General features: G+C 68.5%; 16 protein-coding genes. 10 read left to right on the top strand and 6 right to left on the bottom strand.

From position 1 onward, the window contains the following. Positions 1–25: 25 nt before the first annotated feature. The 4 genes from acnA (at position 26) to FB475_RS32905 (ending at position 4162) form a co-directional block, all read left to right on the top strand. Positions 26–2800 carry an aconitate hydratase AcnA gene (gene acnA, locus FB475_RS32920; protein WP_141861840.1) on the top strand — a complete coding sequence of 925 codons (2775 nt, stop codon included), beginning with the start codon at positions 26–28 and terminating at the stop codon, positions 2798–2800. Positions 2801–2803: 3 nt separating this feature from the next. Continuing rightward, positions 2804–3034, top strand: coding sequence for a cold-shock protein (locus FB475_RS32915; RefSeq protein WP_141861838.1), 231 nt, complete (start codon positions 2804–2806; stop codon positions 3032–3034). 29 nt (positions 3035–3063) lie between these two features. Next, entirely contained in the window at positions 3064–3615 is a 552-nt protein-coding gene (locus FB475_RS32910; RefSeq protein ID WP_141861836.1) for a HEAT repeat domain-containing protein, read from the top strand. Positions 3616–3676: 61 nt separating this feature from the next. After that, positions 3677–4162 (top strand): GNAT family N-acetyltransferase, encoded by a 486-nt coding sequence (locus FB475_RS32905; protein ID WP_238332590.1) that lies wholly within the window; start codon positions 3677–3679, stop codon positions 4160–4162. Here FB475_RS32905 and FB475_RS32900 read toward each other — a convergent pair. Both FB475_RS32900 and FB475_RS32895 read right to left on the bottom strand, forming a co-directional pair. Then, the gene (locus FB475_RS32900; RefSeq protein ID WP_141861832.1) at positions 4139–4555 is read right to left on the bottom strand and encodes an HIT family protein; all 417 of its coding nucleotides are present in this window, start codon (positions 4553–4555) and stop codon (positions 4139–4141) included. The two genes, FB475_RS32905 and FB475_RS32900, sit on opposite strands and share 24 nt — an antisense overlap. Then, positions 4555–6462, bottom strand: coding sequence for a Na+/H+ antiporter (locus FB475_RS32895; RefSeq protein WP_141861830.1), 1908 nt, complete (start codon positions 6460–6462; stop codon positions 4555–4557). Before FB475_RS32895 ends, FB475_RS32900 begins: the two co-directional genes overlap by 1 nt. A 131-nt stretch (positions 6463–6593) precedes the next feature. Here FB475_RS32895 and FB475_RS32890 point away from each other — a divergent pair, with 131 nt between their 5' ends. After that, positions 6594–8099 carry an alpha/beta hydrolase family protein gene (locus tag FB475_RS32890; RefSeq protein ID WP_141861828.1) on the top strand — a complete coding sequence of 502 codons (1506 nt, stop codon included), beginning with the start codon at positions 6594–6596 and terminating at the stop codon, positions 8097–8099. Here the strand turns inward: FB475_RS32890 and FB475_RS32885 are convergent. Both FB475_RS32885 and FB475_RS32880 read right to left on the bottom strand, forming a co-directional pair. Beyond that, entirely contained in the window at positions 8096–8590 is a 495-nt protein-coding gene (locus FB475_RS32885; RefSeq protein WP_141861826.1) for a ribonuclease FAU-1 family protein, read from the bottom strand. The genes FB475_RS32890 and FB475_RS32885 overlap by 4 nt on opposite strands. A 178-nt stretch (positions 8591–8768) precedes the next feature. After that, positions 8769–9308 carry a ribonuclease FAU-1 family protein gene (locus FB475_RS32880; protein ID WP_141861824.1) on the bottom strand — a complete coding sequence of 180 codons (540 nt, stop codon included), beginning with the start codon at positions 9306–9308 and terminating at the stop codon, positions 8769–8771. Between the two features lie 102 nt (positions 9309–9410). Here FB475_RS32880 and dxs point away from each other — a divergent pair, with 102 nt between their 5' ends. The 5 genes from dxs to FB475_RS32855 all read left to right on the top strand — a co-directional run bounded on the left by dxs (position 9411) and on the right by FB475_RS32855 (position 16939). Then, entirely contained in the window at positions 9411–11291 is a 1881-nt protein-coding gene (gene dxs, locus FB475_RS32875; protein WP_141863076.1) for a 1-deoxy-D-xylulose-5-phosphate synthase, read from the top strand. A 9-nt stretch (positions 11292–11300) separates the two neighbouring features. Beyond that, on the top strand, positions 11301–12641 hold the full coding sequence (locus FB475_RS32870) for a hypothetical protein (RefSeq protein ID WP_141861822.1): 1341 nt from the start codon (positions 11301–11303) through the stop codon (positions 12639–12641). Positions 12642–12707: 66 nt separating this feature from the next. Then, entirely contained in the window at positions 12708–14039 is a 1332-nt protein-coding gene (locus tag FB475_RS32865; protein ID WP_238332589.1) for a hypothetical protein, read from the top strand. 69 nt (positions 14040–14108) lie between these two features. After that, the gene (locus FB475_RS32860; protein WP_141861821.1) at positions 14109–15590 is read left to right on the top strand and encodes an amino acid permease; all 1482 of its coding nucleotides are present in this window, start codon (positions 14109–14111) and stop codon (positions 15588–15590) included. 62 nt (positions 15591–15652) lie between these two features. Further along, a complete protein-coding gene (locus tag FB475_RS32855; protein ID WP_141861819.1) occupies positions 15653–16939 on the top strand; it encodes a hypothetical protein in 1287 nt (428 codons plus the stop codon). A 1147-nt stretch (positions 16940–18086) separates the two neighbouring features. Here the strand turns inward: FB475_RS32855 and FB475_RS32850 are convergent. Next, a complete protein-coding gene (locus FB475_RS32850) occupies positions 18087–20195 on the bottom strand; it encodes a 3-hydroxyacyl-CoA dehydrogenase NAD-binding domain-containing protein (protein ID WP_141861817.1) in 2109 nt (702 codons plus the stop codon). Then, on the bottom strand, positions 20192–21050 hold an 859-nt coding region (locus FB475_RS32845), incomplete at its 5' end, for a thiolase family protein (RefSeq protein WP_141861815.1). The genes FB475_RS32845 and FB475_RS32850, both read right to left, overlap by 4 nt.

Genomic DNA, 21050 nt, shown 5'->3' with positions numbered 1-21050 from the left:
ACGGACTGGACAGAGGAGCAGGTTGATGGCGAGCGTCGACAGCTTCGGTGCCAAAGGGGCACTCGAGGTCAACGGGCAGTCGTACGAGATCTTCAGGTTGGCGGGCATCGAGGGTGCGGACACGCTGCCGTACTCGCTGAAGGTCCTGCTGGAGAACCTGCTGCGCACCGAGGACGGCGCGAACATCACCGCGGACCACATCCGCAAGCTCGGCAACTGGGACCAGAACGCGGCGCCTGACACCGAGATCCAGTTCACCCCGGCGCGGGTGATCATGCAGGACTTCACCGGCGTACCGTGCGTGGTCGACCTGGCCACGATGCGCGAGGCGGTCGGTGAGCTGGGCGGCGACCCGACCAAGATCAACCCGCTGGCACCGGCCGAGCTGGTCATCGACCACTCCGTCATCATCGACGTGTTCGGTACGCCGGACGCGTTCGAGCGCAACGTCGAGTTCGAGTACGGGCGCAACCGCGAGCGCTACCAGTTCCTGCGCTGGGGCCAGACCGCGTTCGACGAGTTCAAGGTCGTCCCGCCCGGCACCGGCATCGTGCACCAGGTGAACATCGAGCACCTGGCCCGCACGGTGATGGTCCGCAACGGCCAGGCCTACCCCGACACCTGCGTCGGGACCGACAGCCACACCACGATGGTGAACGGCCTCGGCGTGCTCGGCTGGGGCGTCGGCGGGATCGAGGCCGAGGCCGCGATGCTCGGCCAGCCGGTCAGCATGCTGATCCCGAAGGTCGTCGGCTTCAAGCTGACCGGTTCCGTGCCGGCCGGTGCGACCGCGACCGACGTCGTCCTCACCATCACCCAGATGCTGCGCAAGCACGGTGTGGTCGGCAAGTTCGTCGAGTTCTACGGCGACGGCGTCGCGGCGGTGCCGCTGGCGAACCGCGCCACGATCGGCAATATGTCCCCGGAGTTCGGCTCGACCTGCGCGATCTTCCCGATCGACGACGTCACGCTGGACTACCTGCGGCTGACCGGCCGCTCCGACGACGACGTGGCGCTGGTCGAGGCCTACGCCAAGGAGCAGGGCCTGTGGCACAACCCGGCCGTCGAGCCGCGCTTCTCGGAGTACCTCGAGCTCGACCTGTCCACGGTCGTGCCGTCGATCGCCGGTCCGAAGCGCCCGCAGGACCGGATCGAGCTGAGCAAGGCCAAGGAGTCGTTCCGTGGCGTGCTCGGTGACTACGCGACCGAGGAGCTCGACGTCGACCCGTCGGAGCTCGGCAGCTTCCCGGGCAGCGACGCGCCGAACGGCCACGGCCACACCGACGACAACCCGCACGAGGTGCAGGGCGCCAAGGACCGGCCGTCGAAGAAGACCACGGTCAGCCTCGACGGCCAGGAGATCGAGCTCGACCACGGCCACGTCGTGATCGCGAGCATCACCTCCTGCACCAACACGTCGAACCCGTCGGTCATGCTGGCCGCCGCGCTGCTCGCCAAGAACGCGGTCGACAAGGGCCTGGCGTCCAAGCCGTGGGTGAAGACGTCGCTCGCACCCGGGTCGAAGGTCGTCACCGACTACTACGAGAAGGCCGGCGTCACGCCGTACCTGGAGAAGCTCGGCTTCCACCTGGTCGGCTACGGCTGCACGACCTGCATCGGCAATTCCGGCCCGCTGCCCGAGGCGGTCTCGGCCGGTGTCCAGGAGGCCGACCTGGCGGTGGTCTCCGTGCTGTCCGGCAACCGGAACTTCGAGGGCCGGATCAACCCGGACGTGAAGATGAACTACCTGGCCAGCCCGCCGCTGGTGATCGCCTACGCGCTGGCCGGCACCATGGACTTCGACTTCGAGACCGATGCCCTGGGCAAGGACAAGGACGGCAACGACGTCTTCCTGCGCGACATCTGGCCGAGCGCGGACGAGGTCGAGCGGACGATCGCGAGCTCGATCAACAAGGAAATGTTCACCAAGGACTACGCCGACGTGTTCGCCGGTGACGAGCGCTGGCAGTCGCTGCCGACGCCGGAGGGCAAGACCTTCGCCTGGGACCCGGAGTCGACCTACGTCCGCAAGCCTCCGTACTTCGACGGGATGGCGAAGGACCCGTCGCCGGTCACCGACATCGCCGGCGCCCGCGTGCTGGCGAAGCTGGGCGACTCGGTCACCACCGACCACATCTCGCCGGCCGGTTCGATCAAGGCCGACAGCCCGGCCGGCAAGTACCTCGCCGAGCACGGTGTGGACCGGAAGGACTTCAACTCCTACGGTTCCCGCCGCGGTAACCACGAGGTGATGATCCGCGGTACGTTCGCGAACATCCGGCTGCGCAACCAGATCGCGCCGGGTACCGAGGGCGGTTTCACCCGCGACTTCACCAAGGACGACGCGCCGGTCACCACGATCTACGACGCCGCGCAGGCCTACGCCGAGCAGGGCACCCCGCTGGTGATCCTGGCCGGCAAGGAGTACGGCTCCGGCTCGTCGCGGGACTGGGCCGCGAAGGGTACGGCGCTGCTCGGCGCGAAGGCCGTCATCACCGAGTCCTTCGAGCGCATCCACCGGTCGAACCTGATCGGCATGGGCGTCCTGCCGCTGCAGTACCCGGAGGGTGAGACCGCGGAGACCCTCGGCCTGACCGGTGAGGAGACGTTCGACATCACCGGCGTCACCGCGCTCAATGACGGCTCGATCCCGCGCACCGTGCACGTCAAGGCCACCTCGCCCGACGGCGGCGTGAAGGAGTTCGACGCGGTCGTCCGGATCGACACGCCCGGTGAGGCCGACTACTACCGCAACGGCGGCATCCTGCAGTACGTGCTCCGTTCGCTGATCGCGGGCTGACACGTGGAACTCGGTACCGGTGAGGACGACGGCGTCGTCCGCACCTGGTACGACGACGAGGGCTGGGGCGTCATCGACTGCCCCAGCACTCCCGGCGGCTGCTGGACGCACTTCTCGGTGATCGAGGCCGAGGGGTTCCGCTCGCTGCCGCCGGGCGGTTCGGTGCGAGTCAGGTGGGAGTCGCCGGGCCAGGACGGGTACGACTACCGCGCCGAGTGGGTCAAGGAGCGGTAACTGTCGGAGGCTCGCGGTTTACTGAGCGCATGAGGGATTCACCGCGGGACGTGGTCCGGGCCGCCTGCGCGCGGTACGGCGAGGACGTCGTGATCGACTGGTGCGTGGCCTTCCTGTCCGGGGAGATCTCGGGCGAGGAGGCATACGGCGCCGAGCTGCCGAAGCTGGTGGCGATCACCGGGTCGGACAATCCGGGCGGGTGGAAGTCACCGGTCGATCCGGTCAACTACTACTGGATCCGGGTGTGGGCTGCTCGGGTGTTCCTGTATGTGTGGCGCGACGACCTCGTCGACGTACTGCTGAAGGCGGCGAGCGATCCGGCGTGGCGGGTGCAGGAACACGTCGCGAAGATCACCGCCCAGCGCGAGCTCGGTCAGTTGGTCGACGCACTCCTTCCGCTGCTCGACCACGAGCTCCCGCGGGTGCGTGCGGCCGCCGTACGAGCGGTCGGAGCGGCCGGCGAGTACGAACACGCCGAAGCAATCCGCCCCCTCGCCGACGACCCCGACCAGACGGTCCGAGCCGCGGTAGAACGATCCCTCGAAAAACTGGAGACCCGCCTTGACCGCCCCGTTCGCTGACAACCCGTCCCCAGGACCGCTCCGTGCAGGCGCTGGCGTGATCTCCGCGCGGGTGGCGGCGGTGGCGGATGGTTCGGCTGTTGGGGAGGTTCATGCTGCGTCGTGGGGTGCGGCGTATGGGCCCCTGTTCTCCCCCGAGATGGCGCGGGAGGGGGTGGCGAGTCGGCTGGAGAGGTGGCACGAGCGACTGGCGACTGGTAACGGGCTGGTGATGCTGGGATTTGTCGATGAGCGGCCGTTGGCCATGTCGTGGAGTTTGGCGTCCGAGACGCGTGCAGGCTTCGCGGAGATCTACAGCTTCTACACGCACCCCGACGGGTGGGGGAGCGGTGTATCGGTCGCGTTGATGGATGCCACGCTGAAACACCTGCAGGCTGACGGATTCGAGCGCGTGCATCTCTGGACTCTGCGGGACACCCCCCAGTCGCGTCGGTTCTACACCAAGTGCGGCTTCGTCGAAACCGGAGCCACCCAGTTCAGGGACTTCGGTGACGGGAACCCGCTGCCGCAGGTGGAGTACGCGCTAGTCCGCGAGGGCGGCGCGTAGTTTCCCGGCGTACTCCTCGGCCTCGGCGGTGTCGGCGTACTTCGTGCGCGGCCAGAAGAACCCGCGCAACCCGTCACCCTTCGTGCGGGGTACGACGTGGACGTGCAGATGCGGCACCGACTGGGACACAACGTTGTTGACGGCAACGAACGAACCCTGCGCGTCGAACGCGGGACGGACCGCGGCCGCGACCGACCGGGCCGCGCCGAACAGCGGCACGGTGAGCTCGTCCGGCAGTTCGACCAGTGTCGGCACGTGGGCCCGCGGCACGATCAGCGTATGACCCTTGAACACCGGCCGGATGTCGAGGAAGCCCACGATCTCCGGGGTGTCCAGGACGATCTGCGCGGGCGTCGTTCCCGCGATGATGGAGCAGAACAGACAGTCAGCCATTAGCCCAGCTTCTCGTCAACGAAGCACCAGCGCCAAGTTTCACCCGGTTCGAAGCTGCGCATCACCGGATGCCGGGTCTCCGCGTTGTGCTTGCTCGCGTGCTTCATCTCCGAGGAGTCACAGCACCCGACGTGCCCGCAGCCGAGGCACAGCCGCAGGTGCACCCAGGTCCCGCCGTCGGCCAGGCACTCCTCGCAGCCGTCCGGCGTGTTCGGAGCGACCACCACCGGCGCTTCGGCGAGGTGCTCGCACTCACCGCCCGGCAGCACCTTCGGCCGCAGATCCTCGGAGCGGCCGCCGACGTCGTCGTCCTCGTCGCGGTCCAGGATCGACTCCTCGATGTCGAGCGCGTTCTGCGCCCGCTGCAGCACCTCGTCCGCGACCAGCCCGGCATCGCGGACCTTGAGGATGTGCGAACGTTCCGCCTCGAGCATCGCGATCCGCAACCGGCGGTACGCCTCGCTCGGTGTCTCGTACTCGCTCTCCGGCCGCCCGAGCCGCTCCCAGGCCGCCTGCGCGCGCGCCTCACCCCGCTGCCGCAGGACGTCGAGCACGGCCGGCGGGTCGGACGGGGTCGCGATCTCGTCGAGCTTCGCGATCGCGGCCCGATGAGCTCCCTGCAGTACGGCGGCCTCCTGCAGCGCGTCCTCCGCCGGATCGGGGCCGGGCAGCCGCAACCGCCGTACCAGCCAGGGCAGCGTGGAGCCCTGGACGAGCAGCGTGCCCGCGGTCACGGTCAGTGCTATGAACACCAGTACTTCGCGATGCGGCGTGTTCTCGGGCAGCGTGAACACCGCGGCCAGCGTGACCACGCCGCGCATGCCGGCCCACGACACCACGATCAGACCGCGGCTCGACACCGGACCGGGGCGCGACGGGCCGAGGAATTTCCGGGACAGCAACGTGGTCGGGATGATCCAGATCGGCCGCAGCAGGATGACCGCGACGAACGCCGCGACCGTCGCGGCCGCGATCAGCCAGCCGGGCAGCGGGCTGGCGCTCAGGTCGTCGAGGATCCACCGCGTCTGCAGGCCGATCAGCAGGAAGACCGTGTTCTCCAGCAGGAACTGGAAGGTCCGCCAGTTGGTGCGCTCGGACATCCGCGACTTCGCCGACTGGATGATCGGCGCCTTGTGACCGAGCAGCAGACCGGTGACGACGACCGCGAGGACACCGGACGCGTGCACGTAATGGTTCTCGGCCGCGATGTATGCGACGAACGGGGCGGTCAGGCTGAGCGTGGTGTCCAGTACCGGGTCGGTGAACCGGCGGCGCATCTTCGCGAGCACGAACGTCACGACGAAGCCGACCAGTACGCCGCCACCGGCCGCGCGCAGGAAGTCCAGGCCGACGTGCAGCACGGTCGGCGCGACGACGGCCGCGGCCACCGCCGTCCGCAGGCAGACCAAGGCGGTCGCGTCGTTCATCAGGCTCTCGCCCTCGAGGATCGTGACGATCCGCCGGGGGAGACCGACACGCTTGGCGATCGCGGTGGCGGCGACCGCATCGGGCGGCGCGACCACCGCACCGATCGCGAACGCGGCCCAGAACGGCAACGGCTGCTGACCGATCGACTCCGCGACCTGGCCGAGCACCCACCACGTCACCACCCCGACGCCGAGGGCGGTGAAAACCACGAGTCCGACGGACAGCAACCCGATCGACCGCCGGTGCTTGGTGAAGTCGACCAGGCTGGTCTTGATCGCGGCCGAGTACAGCAGCGGCGGCAGGAACCCGACCAGCACCACCTCGGGCGAGAGCTCGACCCGCGGGATGAACGGCAGGTACGACGCGGCGATCCCGATGACCACCAGCAACAGAGGGGCCGACAGCCCGATCCGCCGCGCCAGCGCGGCGCCGGCCGCGACGACGGCGACGAGGGCCACGACCTCGATCGCGATATGCACGCGCACAGTGTCGCAGCGGCGGCCGCATTTCGCCCCTCGGTTCGCCGACGGCTGAGGACGCGATCTGGTCAGGAAGCGGGGAGTCCTCTAGCGTGTGCGAAGCGAGATTCGTCGATCACCTGGAGTGACAGATGCGTCGTGTGCTTGCTCTGGTCGGTGCTGTCGCCCTGCTGCTGTCCCCGGTCATCCCGGCCGCGGCGGCCGGTACTGTCACCAACGGCTGCGTCAACTCGGTCCCGGAGCCGGGTACGACGGCGCCCGTGAAGATCTGCTACACGCTGTTCCGGCCTGCCGACGCGACGAAGCACCACACCGTCCCGCTGATCTTCCACAGCCACGGCTGGGGTGGGAGCCGGACGACGGACCCGGCTGCGTTCAAGGCTTGGCTCGACGCGGGCTTCGGCGTCCTCAGCTTCGACCAGCGGAGCTTCGGGCAGAGCACCGGCGTCGCGCACGTGATGAACCCGGACTACGAGGGCAGCGACGTGGTCAAGCTCGTCGACCTGGTCGCCGGGCTGGACTGGGTGACGAAGCAGCGACCGGGTGATCCGCTGATCGGGGCGATCGGCGGGTCCTACGGCGGCGGGTACCAGTTCGCCGGCGCCTTCACCGAGCTCCGCGACCGCGGGGCGACCCGGTTCGACGCGCTCGCGCCGGAGATCACCTGGTGGGACCTGAAGCAGAGCCTCGCGCCCCAGGAGGCCGCCCGTACGATGTGGCTGTCGCTCCTGTTCGCGGGCGGCGGGACGCACTTGCCGCCGGCCGTACAGAAGGCGTTCGTCGCTCTGATCGCGACCGGTGCCTGGCCGACTGGCAAGGCCGGTCGCGAGCTGACCGCGTTCTTCGCGCACAACGGTCCCGCGTGGCAGGTGTCCCAGGGCCGCAAGCTCGACATTCCGGTGCTGTTCGGTCAGGGCATCTCCGACAACCTGTTCAACCTCAACCAGGGCCTGATGAACTTCGACCACGCGCTGACGGCGAAGGCTCGGGCGCGGTCGATCTTCGTCGGGTACAACGGTGGCCACACGCTGCCGGCCGTCGTACCGCCCGGCTACGCGACCCCCGGCGACCCGTGCTCGATCGCGCTCGGTTCGCCGACCTTCTCCGACCTGTCGATCCGGTTCATGCGGCAACAGTTGCTGCACCAGCCGAGCGGTCTGGAGGGCTTCGGTACGTACCACCTGTCGACCGCGGCAGGTCGGTGCCTCACGCAACGGAGTCTGGCACCGAACACGGCGTACCGGCTCGGCAAGATCGTCGCGCCGACCGGCGTCGGCCTGCCCGTGAACCTGCCGATCGCGAAAGGCCCGCTCACGATCGCGGGTACGCCGACCGTGACCGCCAACGTCTACACGGTCATCCCGCAGTCGGCGGCGTACTTCGCCCTGAGCGTCGGGAAGAGCCCGCTCACGGCGAAGGTCGTGCAGAACAACACGATGCCGCTCCGCGAGAAGCACACAGCCCGGGGAGTACGGCGTACCTTCGAGCTGCCCGCGATCGCCGTCGACGTCCCGGCCGGGCAGAACCTTTACCTGACGGTCGCCCCGGTCGCCGACATGTACGCCGGGCAGCGCGGCCCGCTACCGGGCGTGATGATGCTCAAGAACGGAACCCTGCGCGTCCATGAGGTTCGCTAGCGGATCTTGTCCAGGTGGGTCTTGTAGACTGTGAGGAACGGCTCCTCGGTCGACACGGCCCGGAAGAGCCAGTCGCAGGTCTGCCGGGCGGTGGCGATCACGTCCGGAGGGTACGCGTACTTGACCTGGTGCTCGGCGAACTCGTCCTCGTCGTCGATGAACACGGTGCCGTCGCGCCGCTTGATCACGTCCAGGTCGAGGTCGATCATCGTCAGCACGTCGTCGGAGAACTCCACCGGCGTGGTGATGTCGGCGTAGATCTCGGTGTACCGCGGCTCGTCGTTGAAGATCGCGGTGAACCACTTGTCGTGCGGGAACAGCTGGACGTGCGCCTGCTCCTGCGTCACCACAGGCTCGTCACCGCGCTGCGACACCGATCCCGCGGGCGCTCCGAGCCAGACGCCGTACTCGTCCTCGCCGAGGTAGCGCATCCACTGGTGCCAGTGCAGCTTCTCGTCGTACTTGCGGTAAACCACCCTGACGTCACGCATGAGCGTCAACTTATCCCGGCACGGGTGCGACTGCAGGTTCATGCAACTTTGCGCTGGGCAGTGGACCTGTCGCGGTATGCCACCGCACGATGGAGAGGTGCCGGCCCACGCCGTCATAAGACCGGTCCCTGGAGGCTCAGGGGGGCTCCTAGCCTCCGGGACCGGTCGCCGCCGTGGGTCAGGCCGTCAGCGAGCGGATCTGCTCGAGGTACGGCTTGTACGCCGTCAGGAAGGGTTCCGTGGTGGTGATGGTGGCCGCCAGGTGGTCGCAGACGGCCTGGGCGGTGGCGACGACCTGCGGCGGGTAGTCGTACCGGACCTGGTGTTCGTGGAACTCGTCCTCGTCCATCACCTTGACCGTGCCGTCGCGGAGCAGCCGGATGTCCAGGTCCAGGTCGACGGCGGTGACCGAGTCGACGCCGAACTCGGGCGGCATGGTGATGTCGCAGTAGATCGCGGTCTGATGCGGGGTGTCGTTGAACAACGCGCTCCACCACTGGCCACGCGGGAACAACCGGACCCGGTGGTAGTCGATCGACTTCCAGCTGCCGTCGGCGCGCTGGCCCTGGCTGCCCGGGAGTGATCCGACCCACAGCCCGTGCTCGTCCTCGCCCAGCCGGATGGCCTCGACCAGGCGATGCGGCTGCCCGTCGTACTTCCGGAACAGCGTCCGCACTGTCCTGATACCTTCCCCGCCCCACCAGCCCCGGTCCTCCATGTCTGTCACCCTAGGTGAGACCCACCACAGGGCCGAACGAGGCGCACCCGGGTAGCGTCTTGAAGTGTGAGAGCATTCGAGGACGACCGCGGGAGGAGCTCGATGCGCGTGCTGGAGACGGTTGAGGGTCCGGAAGACCTCAAGAAGCTGACCGATCAACAGCTGACCGATCTGGCGACCGAGATCAGGGACGTGCTGGTCGAGACCGTGACCCGCACCGGGGGCCACCTCGGCCCGAACCTTGGCATGGTCGAGATCACCCTGGCGATGCACCGGGTGTTCGACTCGCCACGGGACCGGCTGGTCTTCGACATCGGTCACCAGGCGTACGTGCACAAGCTGGTCACCGGCCGCGCGCGCTCGTTCGGCACGCTCCGTCAGGAGGGCGGCCTGTCCGGGTACCCGAGCCAGGCCGAGTCCGAGCACGACATCGTCGAGAACTGCCACGCCTCGACCGCGCTGTCGTATGCCGACGGCCTCGCGAAGGCGTACCGGCTGCGCGGGGAGAACCGGCACGTGGTCGCGGTGATCGGCGACGGCGCGCTGACCGGCGGGATGGCCTGGGAGGCGCTGAACAACATCGCCGCCGCCAAGGACCTGAACCTGGTCATCATCGTCAACGACAACGGGCGCTCGTACAGCCCGACCGTCGGCGGCCTGGCCACGCACCTGACCAGCCTGCGCACCAACCCGCGGTACGAGAAGATCCTCGACCTGATCAAGAAGAACCTCGGCCGGACGCCGTACGTCGGCCCGCCGATGTACGAGGTGCTGCACGGGGTGAAGAAGGGCCTGAAGGACATGCTCGCCCCGCAGGGCATGTTCGAGGACCTCGGCCTGAAGTACGTCGGCCCGGTGGACGGCCACGACCGGAACGCGCTCGAGGACGCGCTGCGCAACGCGAAGTCGTTCGGCGGTCCGGTGATCGTGCACGCGGTCACCAAGAAGGGCTTCGGCTACCCCGCCGCGGAGCAGGACGAGGAGGACAACCTCCACCAGGTCCGCCCGCTGAACAAGCCGCGCGGCTGGACCGACGTGTTCTCCGACGAACTGGTGAAGATCGGCCACCGGCGCCCGGACGTGGTCGCGATCACCGCGGCGATGCTGCACCCGACCGGCCTCGCGCCGTTCGCGGAGGAGTTCCCGGACCGGACCTTCGACGTCGGGATCGCCGAGCAGCACGCGGTGACCAGCGCCGCCGGCCTCGCGCTGGGCGGCCTGCACCCGGTCGTCTGCCTGTACTCGACGTTCCTGAACCGCGCCTTCGACCAGGTTCTGCTGGACGTCGCGCTGCACAAGTGCGGCGTGACGTTCGTCCTCGACCGCGCGGGTGTGACCGGTGACGACGGCCCGACCCACAACGGTGTGTACGACATGTCGCTGCTGCAGCTCGTCCCGGGCCTGCGGCTCGCGGCGCCACGGGACGGCAAGCGCCTGCAGGAACTGCTCGACGAGGCGGTCGACGTGGACGACGTCCCGACGGCGCTGCGGTTCGCGAAGGGCGAGGTGTTCCCGGACATCGAGGCGATCGACCGCGTCGGCGACATCGACGTGCTCAAGCGCTCGGGCAACGACGTCCTGCTGGTCGGTATCGGTTCGATGGTCGCGACCGCGATGGACGTCGCGCAGCGCCTCGAGGCCCATGGGTACGGCGTGACTGTGGTCGACCCGCGCTGGGTGAAGCCGGTCAACCCGAAGCTGGTCGAGCTGGCAAGCGGCTTCAAGCTGGTCGTGTCGATCGAGGACAACGGCCGCTCCGGCAGCTGCGGCGACCTGATCGCGCAGGCGCTCCGGGACGGGGGCGTACAGGCGCCGTTCCGCGACTTCGCCGTACCGCAGGTGTTCCTCGACCACGCCAAGCGCGCCGCGGTCCTGCAGGAGATCGGTCTGACCGGCCAGGAGGTCGCTCGGGAGATCACCGAACAGCTGACCCAGCACGCCGGTCACGCGTTCAACGAGCCGGCCGGCGGCCGGAACGCCTAGCCAGGACCCATGGCCGAGGGGGTAGGGCGGCACAGCCGGCACGCCGCCGACCGCCGCAGGAGGTCGCGGCTCTGGCCGTTCCTGCTGTCGCTCGTCCTGGTGGTGGCAGCGGTCGCGGGCGGTCTCGCCCTGCACCGGTCGAGTCAGAACCAGGACGCGGCCGCGAACGCCGGTACGAGTACGCCGACGATCGACCTGGCCGCGCGGTCGGCCGCCGTCGACCAGGTGCTGAAGCGGCGTTCGCAGGCGGTCCTCACCGGCAACGAGCAGGAGTTCGTCGCCGACGTCGACCCCGCGAACACCAAGCTCGTCGCACGCCAGCGAGTGCTGTTCACGAACCTGCGCCAGTTCGGTTTCGCGAAGCTCGCCTACCAGCAGCTCGCCCAGCAGTACGACGACACGATCGCCCAGAAGTACGGCCCGTCGACGTACCTGGTCGCGGTCGCGATGGAGTACCAGCTCCGCGGCATCGACCTGGTACCGGTCCGCGCGATGCTCGGGTACACGTTCAGCAGGCGGGCCAACGGCACCTGGATGCTGGTGTCGGACTCCGACCTCGACCAGCGGCTGCCGCGCGGCTCGCACCAGGAGGCCTGGGACTTCGGGCCGGTCCTGGTGAAGCGCGCGCCGCGGGTGCTCGTGGTCGTCGACCAGGGGCAGGACGCGCTCGCGACGAAGTTCGTCACGATGTCGCAGAACGCCGTACAGGCCGTCTCGACGAACTGGCCCGGCGGCTGGAACGGCTCCGGCCTGGTGATCGCGCTCGACCAGAAGGTCGTCCGCGGCGCCGACTACACCCAGCCGAAGAACGCCGAGGACGCGCTCGCGATGGCGACCTGGGTGTACCGCACACTGCCCGGCGAGGTGACCGGCGAAGGCGAGCGGGCCGACTCGTACGTCGTGGTGAACCCGAACAACCGGGACAAGGTCGACACCCGCACGCTCGCCCACGAGTTCACCCACGTCGCCACCGCGCCGTACGGCCCGTATGCGCCGCGCTGGCTGGTCGAGGGCTCCGCGACGTACGTCGAGTTCCTGCACATGCCGGGCCAGAACGACCTCGCGATCCCGCAGTACCGCCAGGACGTGCGCACCAAGTACCTCGCGAAGGCGACCGGCCTGCCGCCGGACGCCACCTTCTTCGACCACGCGGACAGCTCGTACCCGCTGTCCTGGCTGGCGCTCGACTACCTGTTCACCCGGTTCGGCGGGACCGAGGTCGGCACGCTGTACCGCGAGCTCGCGTCGCTCGGCAGCACCCAGAAGGACCGCGACCGGATCATGCTCGAGCACATCGGGATGACCGAGGCCGGACTTTTCCGCGCGCTGAAAGCTGCCGCGGCAGCGTAAACCGGCGGCGTCGAGTAGGGTAGCCCGGCTGCGAACCATCGGGTACTCGGAGGGGAACCGCCCGTAGTGAGTGCAACGACGCCCATTCTCCGCCGCTGGTCGGGTCTGCTGCTGGCGGTGGCGCTGGTCTCGGGCGGCGTCGTCTACACCGTTGAACAACGGCATCAGGACGCCCGCGCCCGGCTCGCCGTCACCACCCCGGCACCGCCGTCGACGACACCCAAGCCGTCCCGGATCGCGGCCGCGGTCGCCGCCCGGCGGCTCGCCGTCGACCTGATCCTGGTGCGCCGCGCCCAGGCCGTGCAGACCGGGAACGAGCAGCTGTTCCTCGCCGACATCGACCCCACCAACAAGAAGCTCGTCGCGGCGCAGAAGATCCTGTTCGCGAACCTGGTCGAGATCGGCTTCGACGAGCTCGGCTACAGCCAGGCCGAGGAGCGCTTCAACCCGGAGATCCTCAAGGCGCACGGGAGTACGACGTACCTCGTCCGGGTGCTGATGCGGTACCAGATCCCCAAGGTCGACTTCACACCGGTGACGACCGAGCTCGGGTACACGTTCATCGCCCGCGGCGGGCACTGGCTGCTCACGTCGGACAGCGAGCTCGACAACGACCTCGGGCCGGGCGCGCACCGGGAGGCGTGGGACCTCGGCCGGATCGAGGTACAGCGTTCGCCGCGGGTGATGGTGATCGTGGAGAAGGGCGACACCCGGCGCGGGCGGGCGATCGTGCACGCGGCGAACGAGGGCCTGGCCGAGGTGACGGCGTACTGGCCGTTGAAGTGGACCGGGTCGGTGCTGGTGATCGCGCTCGACGAGACCGATGTCCGGGACGCCCGGTTCGCCGACGAGGACATCGAGTCCGCGGCCAGTACCGGTTCCACGTTCTCGTCGCTGCCCGGTCAGGAGACCGTCGACGGTACGGTCGCCGGCGGGTACATCGTGATCAACCCGAACCAGCGCGACCAGGTCGACGAGATCCTGCTGTCGCACGAGATCACGCATGTCGTGACCGCGTCGCTCGGCGGGTACGAACCGCTGTGGCTGGCCGAGGGATCCGCGGAATACGTGTCCTGGCGGGGGATCGAGGCTCTCAGCGGACCCGGGCAGGTCGCCAAGTGGGAGCAGGAGGTCGTCGACACCGCCGTACCGCAGCTGACCGCACTGCCGAGCGACGCGGGCTTCTACCAGAACTCCGCGGACGTGTACGGCGTGAGCTGGCTGGCGGTCCGTTTCCTCGTGCGGCGGATCGGGCTCGACAAGGTCGAGGAGCTGTACGAGGACATGGCGCGCAACGGCACCGACCAGGCTGCCCGCGACCGCATCCTGCAGGACCGTACGGGTCTCACCGAGGCGACGTTGTGGACGTCACTGACAACATACCGGCCACAACGCTGAGTGGCGGTTTGACCTCATCCAGTCAGAGGTACAGGCTCGGAGGGTTCCGTCCACCTGAAGGAGGCGCTGATGAGTCTTGTGCGGAAGAAGACGATCGAGCAGTCGATCGCCGACACGGACGAGCCGGAGTTCCAGCTCAAGAAACGCCTCACCGCGATCGACCTGACCGTCTTCGGCATCGGCGTCATCATCGGTGCGGGTATCTTCACGCTGACCGGCCGCGCGGCCAAGCTGTACGCCGGTCCGGGGATCGCGCTGTCGTTCGTCCTGGCCGCCGTCTGCTGTGCGCTCGCGGCGCTGTGCTACGCCGAGTTCTCCTCCACCGTGCCGGTGTCGGGATCGGCGTACACGTTCTCCTACTTCTCGCTGGGCGAGATCTTCGCCTGGATCATCGGCTGGGACCTGCTGCTCGAACTGATGCTCGGGGCAAGCGTCGTGGCGCAGGGCTGGTCGACGTACGCGAAGCTGTTCCTCGAACAGATCGGCCTCGGCTGGCCGGATTCGATCGGCCCCGACAGCCACGTGAACGTGCTCGCGATGCTGCTGGTGCTCGTGCTGGCCACGCTGGCGACGATCGGCATCAAGGAGTCGCTGCGGGTCAACCTGGTGCTGGTCGCGATCAAGCTGTTCGTGGTGCTGTTCGTGATCATCGCCGGTCTGTTCTACATCAAGGGCTCGAACCTGACGCCGTTCATCCCGGACAGCGTGCCGGCGCCCGGCGGGCACGTCGAGCTGACCACGCCGCTGTTCCAGGCGATCCTCGGCTTCACCCCGTCGACGTTCGGGATCATGGGGCTGGTGTCCGGCGCGTCGCTGGTGTTCTTCGCGTTCATCGGGTTCGACGTGGTCGCGACCACGGCCGAGGAGGCGAAGAACCCGCAGCGGGACCTGCCGCGCGGCATTATCGGCTCGCTCGCGATCTGCACCGTGCTGTACGTCCTGGTCTGCATCGTGATCACCGGCATGGTGAAGTACTCCGACATCAACGGTGAGGCCGCGCTCGCGGAGGCGTTCAAGTCGGTCGGCCGGGGCGGCTTCGCGACGCTGATCTCGGCCGGTGCGGTCGCCGGTCTGACCACCGTCGTCCTGACGCTGATGATCGGTGCGGCCCGGGTCGTGTTCGCGATGAGCCGCGACCACCTGATGCCGAAGCAGCTCGGCAAGACCCACCCGAAGTGGGGTACGCCGTACCGGCTCACCATCGGGATCGGCGTCGTGGTCGCACTCATCGCCGGGCTGACCCCGATCGGGAAGCTCGAGGAAATGGTGAACATCGGCACGCTGGCCGCGTTCACACTGGTGTCGATCGCGGTACCGCTGCTGCGCCGCAGCCGGCCCGACATCCAGCGCTCGTTCCGGGTGCCGGGCAACCCGGTGATCCCGATCCTGGCCGCGCTGATCTGCATCTACCTGATGCTGAACCTGTCGATCGAGACCTGGATCCGGTTCCTGGTCTGGATGGTGCTCGGCTTCGCCCTCTACGCGCTGTACGGCTACCGGAAGAGCCGAGTCGGAATCGAGCAGAAGACCGGCGAGGTCCAGAAAGCCTGATCCTCGTCCCAGGGACGGTCGGCCGGCCGGTAGGATCGGCCGACTGTCCTAGGGGGCCACCGATGAAGCACCACAAACGCCTGTACGCGGGCGTTGCCGCGCTGGCGCTCGCTGCGTCCGGCGCGGTTGTCGTCGTCCGGAGTCGCGACGTACCGCCTGGTGACGCGGCCGCCGCAGTTGCGGTGACGCCTTCTCCGACGGCGGCCGCTACGGAGGACGCGGCGCGGAAGAAGGCGATCGACGTACTGCTGGCTGCGCGGGCGGCCGCTGTGCTGAAGGGGGATCTGAAGGGGTTCCTGGCCGCGGTCGATCCGAAGCAGCCGGTGTTGGTCGCGCGGCAGAAGTTGTTGTTCACGAATCTGCGGAAGTTCGGGCTGAGTTCGCTGAAGTACTACAGCGCGGACGTGTTCCGGCCGATCCCGGGGCTGGTGGACAAGTTCGGGGCGGCGACGTTCTCGACGCGGGTGATGATGCGGTACCAGGTGAGCGGGCTGGATCCGCGGCCGGTGCAGACCGATCTCGGGTACTCGTTCGTGCATCGGTCCGGTGGGTGGGTCCTGGTCGACGACTCCGCCGCTGACGAGTTGCTGAGCGCGGACGGGCATCACCAGCCGTGGGACTTCTCCGAGGTGGTCGTCGTACGGCGGGGAACGGTCGCGGTGGTGGTGGACAAGAAGGAAGCCGGCATCGGGACGAAGGTCGCGCAGGTCGCCGAGAAGGCGGTGACGTCGGTACGCAAGCACTGGAAGCGGCCGTGGAACGGGGCCGTGATGGTGGTCGCGATGCCGCAGAACAGCGTGATGTCGACGCTGTGGACCGCTGGTAGCGGTGACGGTTGGACGATCGCCGCGAAGGCGGTGACGCTGTTCGAGGGGCAGCAGATGGGGCGACCCATGGGGCGGCCGATCGGCAGTCGGATCGTGGTGAACCCGGCGCTGCGGAAGAGGCTTGACAAGGACCTGCTGGTGCATGAGATGACTCATGTCGCCACGGCTACTTTGGGTACGAACGCTCCGATCTGGGCGGTCGAGGGGCTGGCGGAGTACGTCCGCTGCCGCTCCATCGAAGATGACCCGCACTGGTCCGTCGATCCGTACCGCAAGCGGGTGAAGTCGCAGTACCTCCCGAAACTGAAGACGCTGCCGGACCGCACTACGTTCGACGGCAACGCGGATCTTGCGTATGGGACGAGCTGGTGGACAATCGAGTACCTGGCCCACAAACTCGGCGAGAAAAAACTGGCCGCTCTCTACACCGACCTGGCCCAACACGGCGAATCCGTGGTGAAGAAGGACACCGGCCAAACGGCTGCTCAAATAGCCGCCTCCACAAAAACCTTCAAAGGCTGACAACCAACCACCTACCGGGCGGCCAAGAGCTGCCAGCCGAGCGGCTACCGGGTGGAGCAACAGCTGTCAGCCGAGCACCTACCGGGTGGGGAAAGAGCTGTCAGCCGAGCGGCTACCGGGTGGGGAAAGAGCTGTCAGCCGAGCGGCTACCGGGTGGGGAAAGAGCTGTCAGCCGAGCAGCTACCGGACGGTGGATGGAGCTGACGGCCCCGCGTCCGCCAAGTAGGTCGGTAGGCGGGCGCGGGCCGCCGGTGGGCAGAGCTGTCCGCGGGGGACGCGCCAGGTGGGGAAGAGCTGACAGCCGAGCATCCGCCAGGTAGGTCGGTAGGCAGGTGCGGGCCGCCGGCCGGGGGCTGTCGGCGCAGGATGCGCGAGGTGGGCTGGTCGGCAGGTGTGCGTGCCGCTGGGTGGGGGAGAGCTGTAAGCCGAGCAGCTACGGGCGGTGGATGGAGCTGACAGCCGAGCATCCGTCAGGTAGGTCGGTACGCAGGTGCGGGCCGCTGGCCGAGGGCTGTCGGCGCAGGATGCGCGAGGTGGGTTAAGTCGGCAGGGTGGGTGTCGCTGGGTGGGGGAGAGCTGTAAGCCGAGCAGCTACGGGCGGTGGTTGGAACTGGCAGCCGAGCATCCGTCAGGTAGATCGGTAGGCAGGTGCGGTGCCGCCGACCGGGGGCTGTCGGCGCAGGATGCGCGAGGTGGGTCGGTCGACCGGTGTGGGTGCCGCTGGGTGGGTGAGAGCTGTCAGCCGAAGAGGCGCGAGGTGCGTTGGTCGACAGGTGCGGGGCGCCGGGGGCACGCGCGTTGGCGGGGCGGGCGGCTACCACGTGGGTGCAGTTGTCGGCCCACCGCCACCTGCAGGCAGAGTTGACAACCGAGCAACTACTGGGCGGGGGAAACCCCACCCGAGCTGCGTCCCGGTGAGTGGGTGCACATTCGCGGGTTCACGGACTCGATGGGCGCGAATCCTTCGGGGTGGACTCAAGCGCCGTGGTGTTGAGGCGAACCGCCGGTGATGTGACTAAGCCAGTCACCAATCTGAAATTTGTTTCTTGGCGTGCTTTGGTTTTTGGTCTTTTGTTCTTGGGGTCGGGTTGGTTGTTGCTGGGGGCCGGGGCGGGCTTCCGGCGCCGCACTGGCCCCCAGCGGATTGTTAGAGGCTGGCTGTGCCTCGGGGGAGGAAGCGGGTGCCGTTGACCTTTTCGGCGATGCCTGTGCGGTCGAGGTACGGGGTGATGCCGCCCAGGTGGAAGGGCCAGCCGGCGCCCAGCAGCAGGCAGAGGTCGATGTCTTGGGCTTCGGCTACTACGCCTTCGTCGAGCATGATCTTGATTTCTTCGGCCAGGGCCGTGAGGACTCTTGTGCGGAGTTCGTCGGGGGTGGACGGCTTGTCGCCCACCGTGACCAGTGCCTCGACCTCGGGGTCGACGACCGGCTTGCCCTCGGGCCAGATGTAGAACGAGCTCTTGCCGGCGGCAACGACCTTGGCGAGGTTCTCCGAGACGGCGTACCGGTCGGGGTACGCGCGGTTCATCGTCTCCGCGACGTGCAGCGCGACCGGCAGGCCGACCAGCTGGAGCAGCACGAACGGCGGCATCGGGAGACCGAGGGCGGACAGGGCACGGTCCGCGGAAGGGATCGGCGTACCCTCGTCGACCGCCGCGCTGACCTCGCCGAGGAAGCGGGTCAGGAGCCGGTTCACCACGAACGCCGGCGCGTCCTTGACCAGTACGCACGACTTCTTCAGCTTCTTGCCGACCGCGAACGCCGTCGCCAGCGACTCGTCGTCGGTGCGATCCGCGCGGATGATCTCCAGCAGCGGCAGCACCGCGACCGGGTTGAAGAAGTGGAACCCGACGACCCGCTCCGGGTGCTCCAGGTCCGCGGCCATCTCGGTCACCGACAGGGACGAGGTGTTCGTCGCCAACACAGCATCCGGCCGGATGATCTTCTCCAGGTCGGCGAAGATCGTCTTCTTCAACTGCAGCTCCTCGAATACGGCCTCGATGACGAAGTCCGCGTCCGCGAACACGCTCTTGTCCACCGACCCGGTGACGAGCGTCTTCAGCTGGTTCGCCTTGTCCGGGCGCACCCGGCCCTTCGCGAGCAGCTTGTCGATCTCACCGTGCACGTACCCGACACCGCGGTCGACCCGCTCCTGGTCCAGATCGGTGAGTACGACGGGAACCTCGAGCCGGCGGGCGAACAGCAGCGCGAGCTGACCCGCCATCAGACCTGCACCGACGACGCCGACCTTGTTCACCGGCCGCGCCAGCGACTTGTCCGGCGCACCGGCCGGCCGCTTGGCCCGCTTGTTAACGAGGTCGAACGCGTACAGCCCGCTGCGCAGCTCCTCGCTCATGATCAGGTCCGCGAGCGCCTCGTCCTCGGCCGCGAAGCCCCGGTCGCGATCGTTGTCGCGAGCCGCCGCGATCAGGTCCAGAGCCCGGTACGGCGCCGGCGCCGCGCCGCTGACCTTGACGTCGGCGAAAGCCTTGCCTCGGGCAACGGCCGCGTCCCACGCCTCGCCGCGGTCGATCGCGGGTCGCGCGACAACAACGGCGCCGGTGAGGACGCGCGAGGCCCACAGCAGCGACTGCTCCAGGAAGTCGGCCGAGTCGAGCAGTACGTCGCCGATGCCGAGCTTCACGGCCTCCGGGCCGCTGAGCATCTTGTTCTGGTTCAGCGCGTTCTCGACGACGACCTTCACCGCGTTGTCCGCACCGATCAGGTTCGGCAGCAGGAAGTTGCCGCCCCAGCCCGGGATCAGCCCGAGGAAGACCTCCGGCGTCGACAGCATCCCGGCCGCGACCGACACGGTCCGGTACGTCGCGTGCAGCGCGACCTCGAGCCCGCCGCCGAGCGCGACGCCGTTCACGAACGCGAACGACGGCTTGCCGCCGTCGACCAGCTTGCGCAGTACGCCGTGCCCGATCTTGCCGAGCGCCAGCGCCTGCTCCCGGTCCTTCAGCTTCGGTACGCCGGTCAGGTCCGCGCCCGCGGCCAGGATGAACGGCTTACCGGTGACACCGATCGCGACGATCTCGTCCCGCGCCAGCGCCGCGTCGAGAGCCGCGTTCAGCGAGCCCAGGCCCTTCGGCCCGAACGTGTTCGGCTTGGTGTGGTCGTGCCCGTTGTCCAGCGTGATGAGCGCCATCAGGCCGGCTTTCCCAGGGAGTGCGACGTCCCGCGAGTGCGCCAGTGTGACAACCTCGTCGGTCGACAGGGCGGAAGCGCTGTCGATCAGTTCCTGCAGACTCATGCGGCCGCACCTTCCCAGTTGGGGTTCTCCCAGATGACGGTCCCGCCCATGCCGAGGCCGACGCACATGGTGGTGAGGCCGTAGCGGACCTCGGGCCGCTGCTCGAACTGCTTGGCCAGCTGGTTCATCAGCCGCACGCCGGACGACGCCAGCGGGTGGCCGAACGCGATCGCACCGCCGTACGGGTTGACCCGCGGGTCGTCGTCGGCGATCCCGTAGTGCTCCAGGAACGCCAGCACCTGGACGGCGAACGCCTCGTTCACCTCGAAGGCCTGGATGTCGTCGATGGTCAGTCCGGCGAGCCGCAGCGCCTTCTCGGTCGCGGGGATCGGGCCCTCGCCCATCACCTCCGGCTCGACGCCGGCGAACGCGTACGAGACCAGCTTCATCTTCGGGGTCAGCCCGAGTTCCTCGGCCGCCTCGGCCGACGTCAGTACGCACGCGGTGGCGCCGTCGTTGATACCGGCGGAGTTGCCCGCGGTCACCCGGCCGTGCGGGCGGAACGGGGTCTTCAGTCCGGCGAGGTCCTCGGCCGTCGTGCCCGGCCGCATCGGCTCGTCGGTGGTGGCGTAACCCCAGCCCTGCTCGGCGGACCGGGTCGCGATCGGTACCAGGTCCGGCTGGATCAGGTCGTTCGCGTAGGCCTTTGCCGCCTTCTCCTGTGAGGCGACGGCGTACGCGTCGGCGCGCTCCTTGGTGATCGTCGGGTACCGGTCGTGCAGGTTCTCGGCGGTCGAGCCCATCACCAGCGCCGAGGTGTCGACGAGCTTCTCGGCGATGATCCGCGGGTTCGGGTCGACGCCCTCGCCCATCGGGTGCCGGCCCATGTGCTCGACGCCACCGGCCACGACCACG

The organism is Kribbella jejuensis (assembly GCF_006715085.1).
Classification (GTDB): Bacteria; Actinomycetota; Actinomycetes; order Propionibacteriales; family Kribbellaceae; genus Kribbella; species Kribbella jejuensis.
Note: the sequence above shows the minus strand (reverse complement) of the source record. Positions and strands in the feature narration are given on the sequence as shown.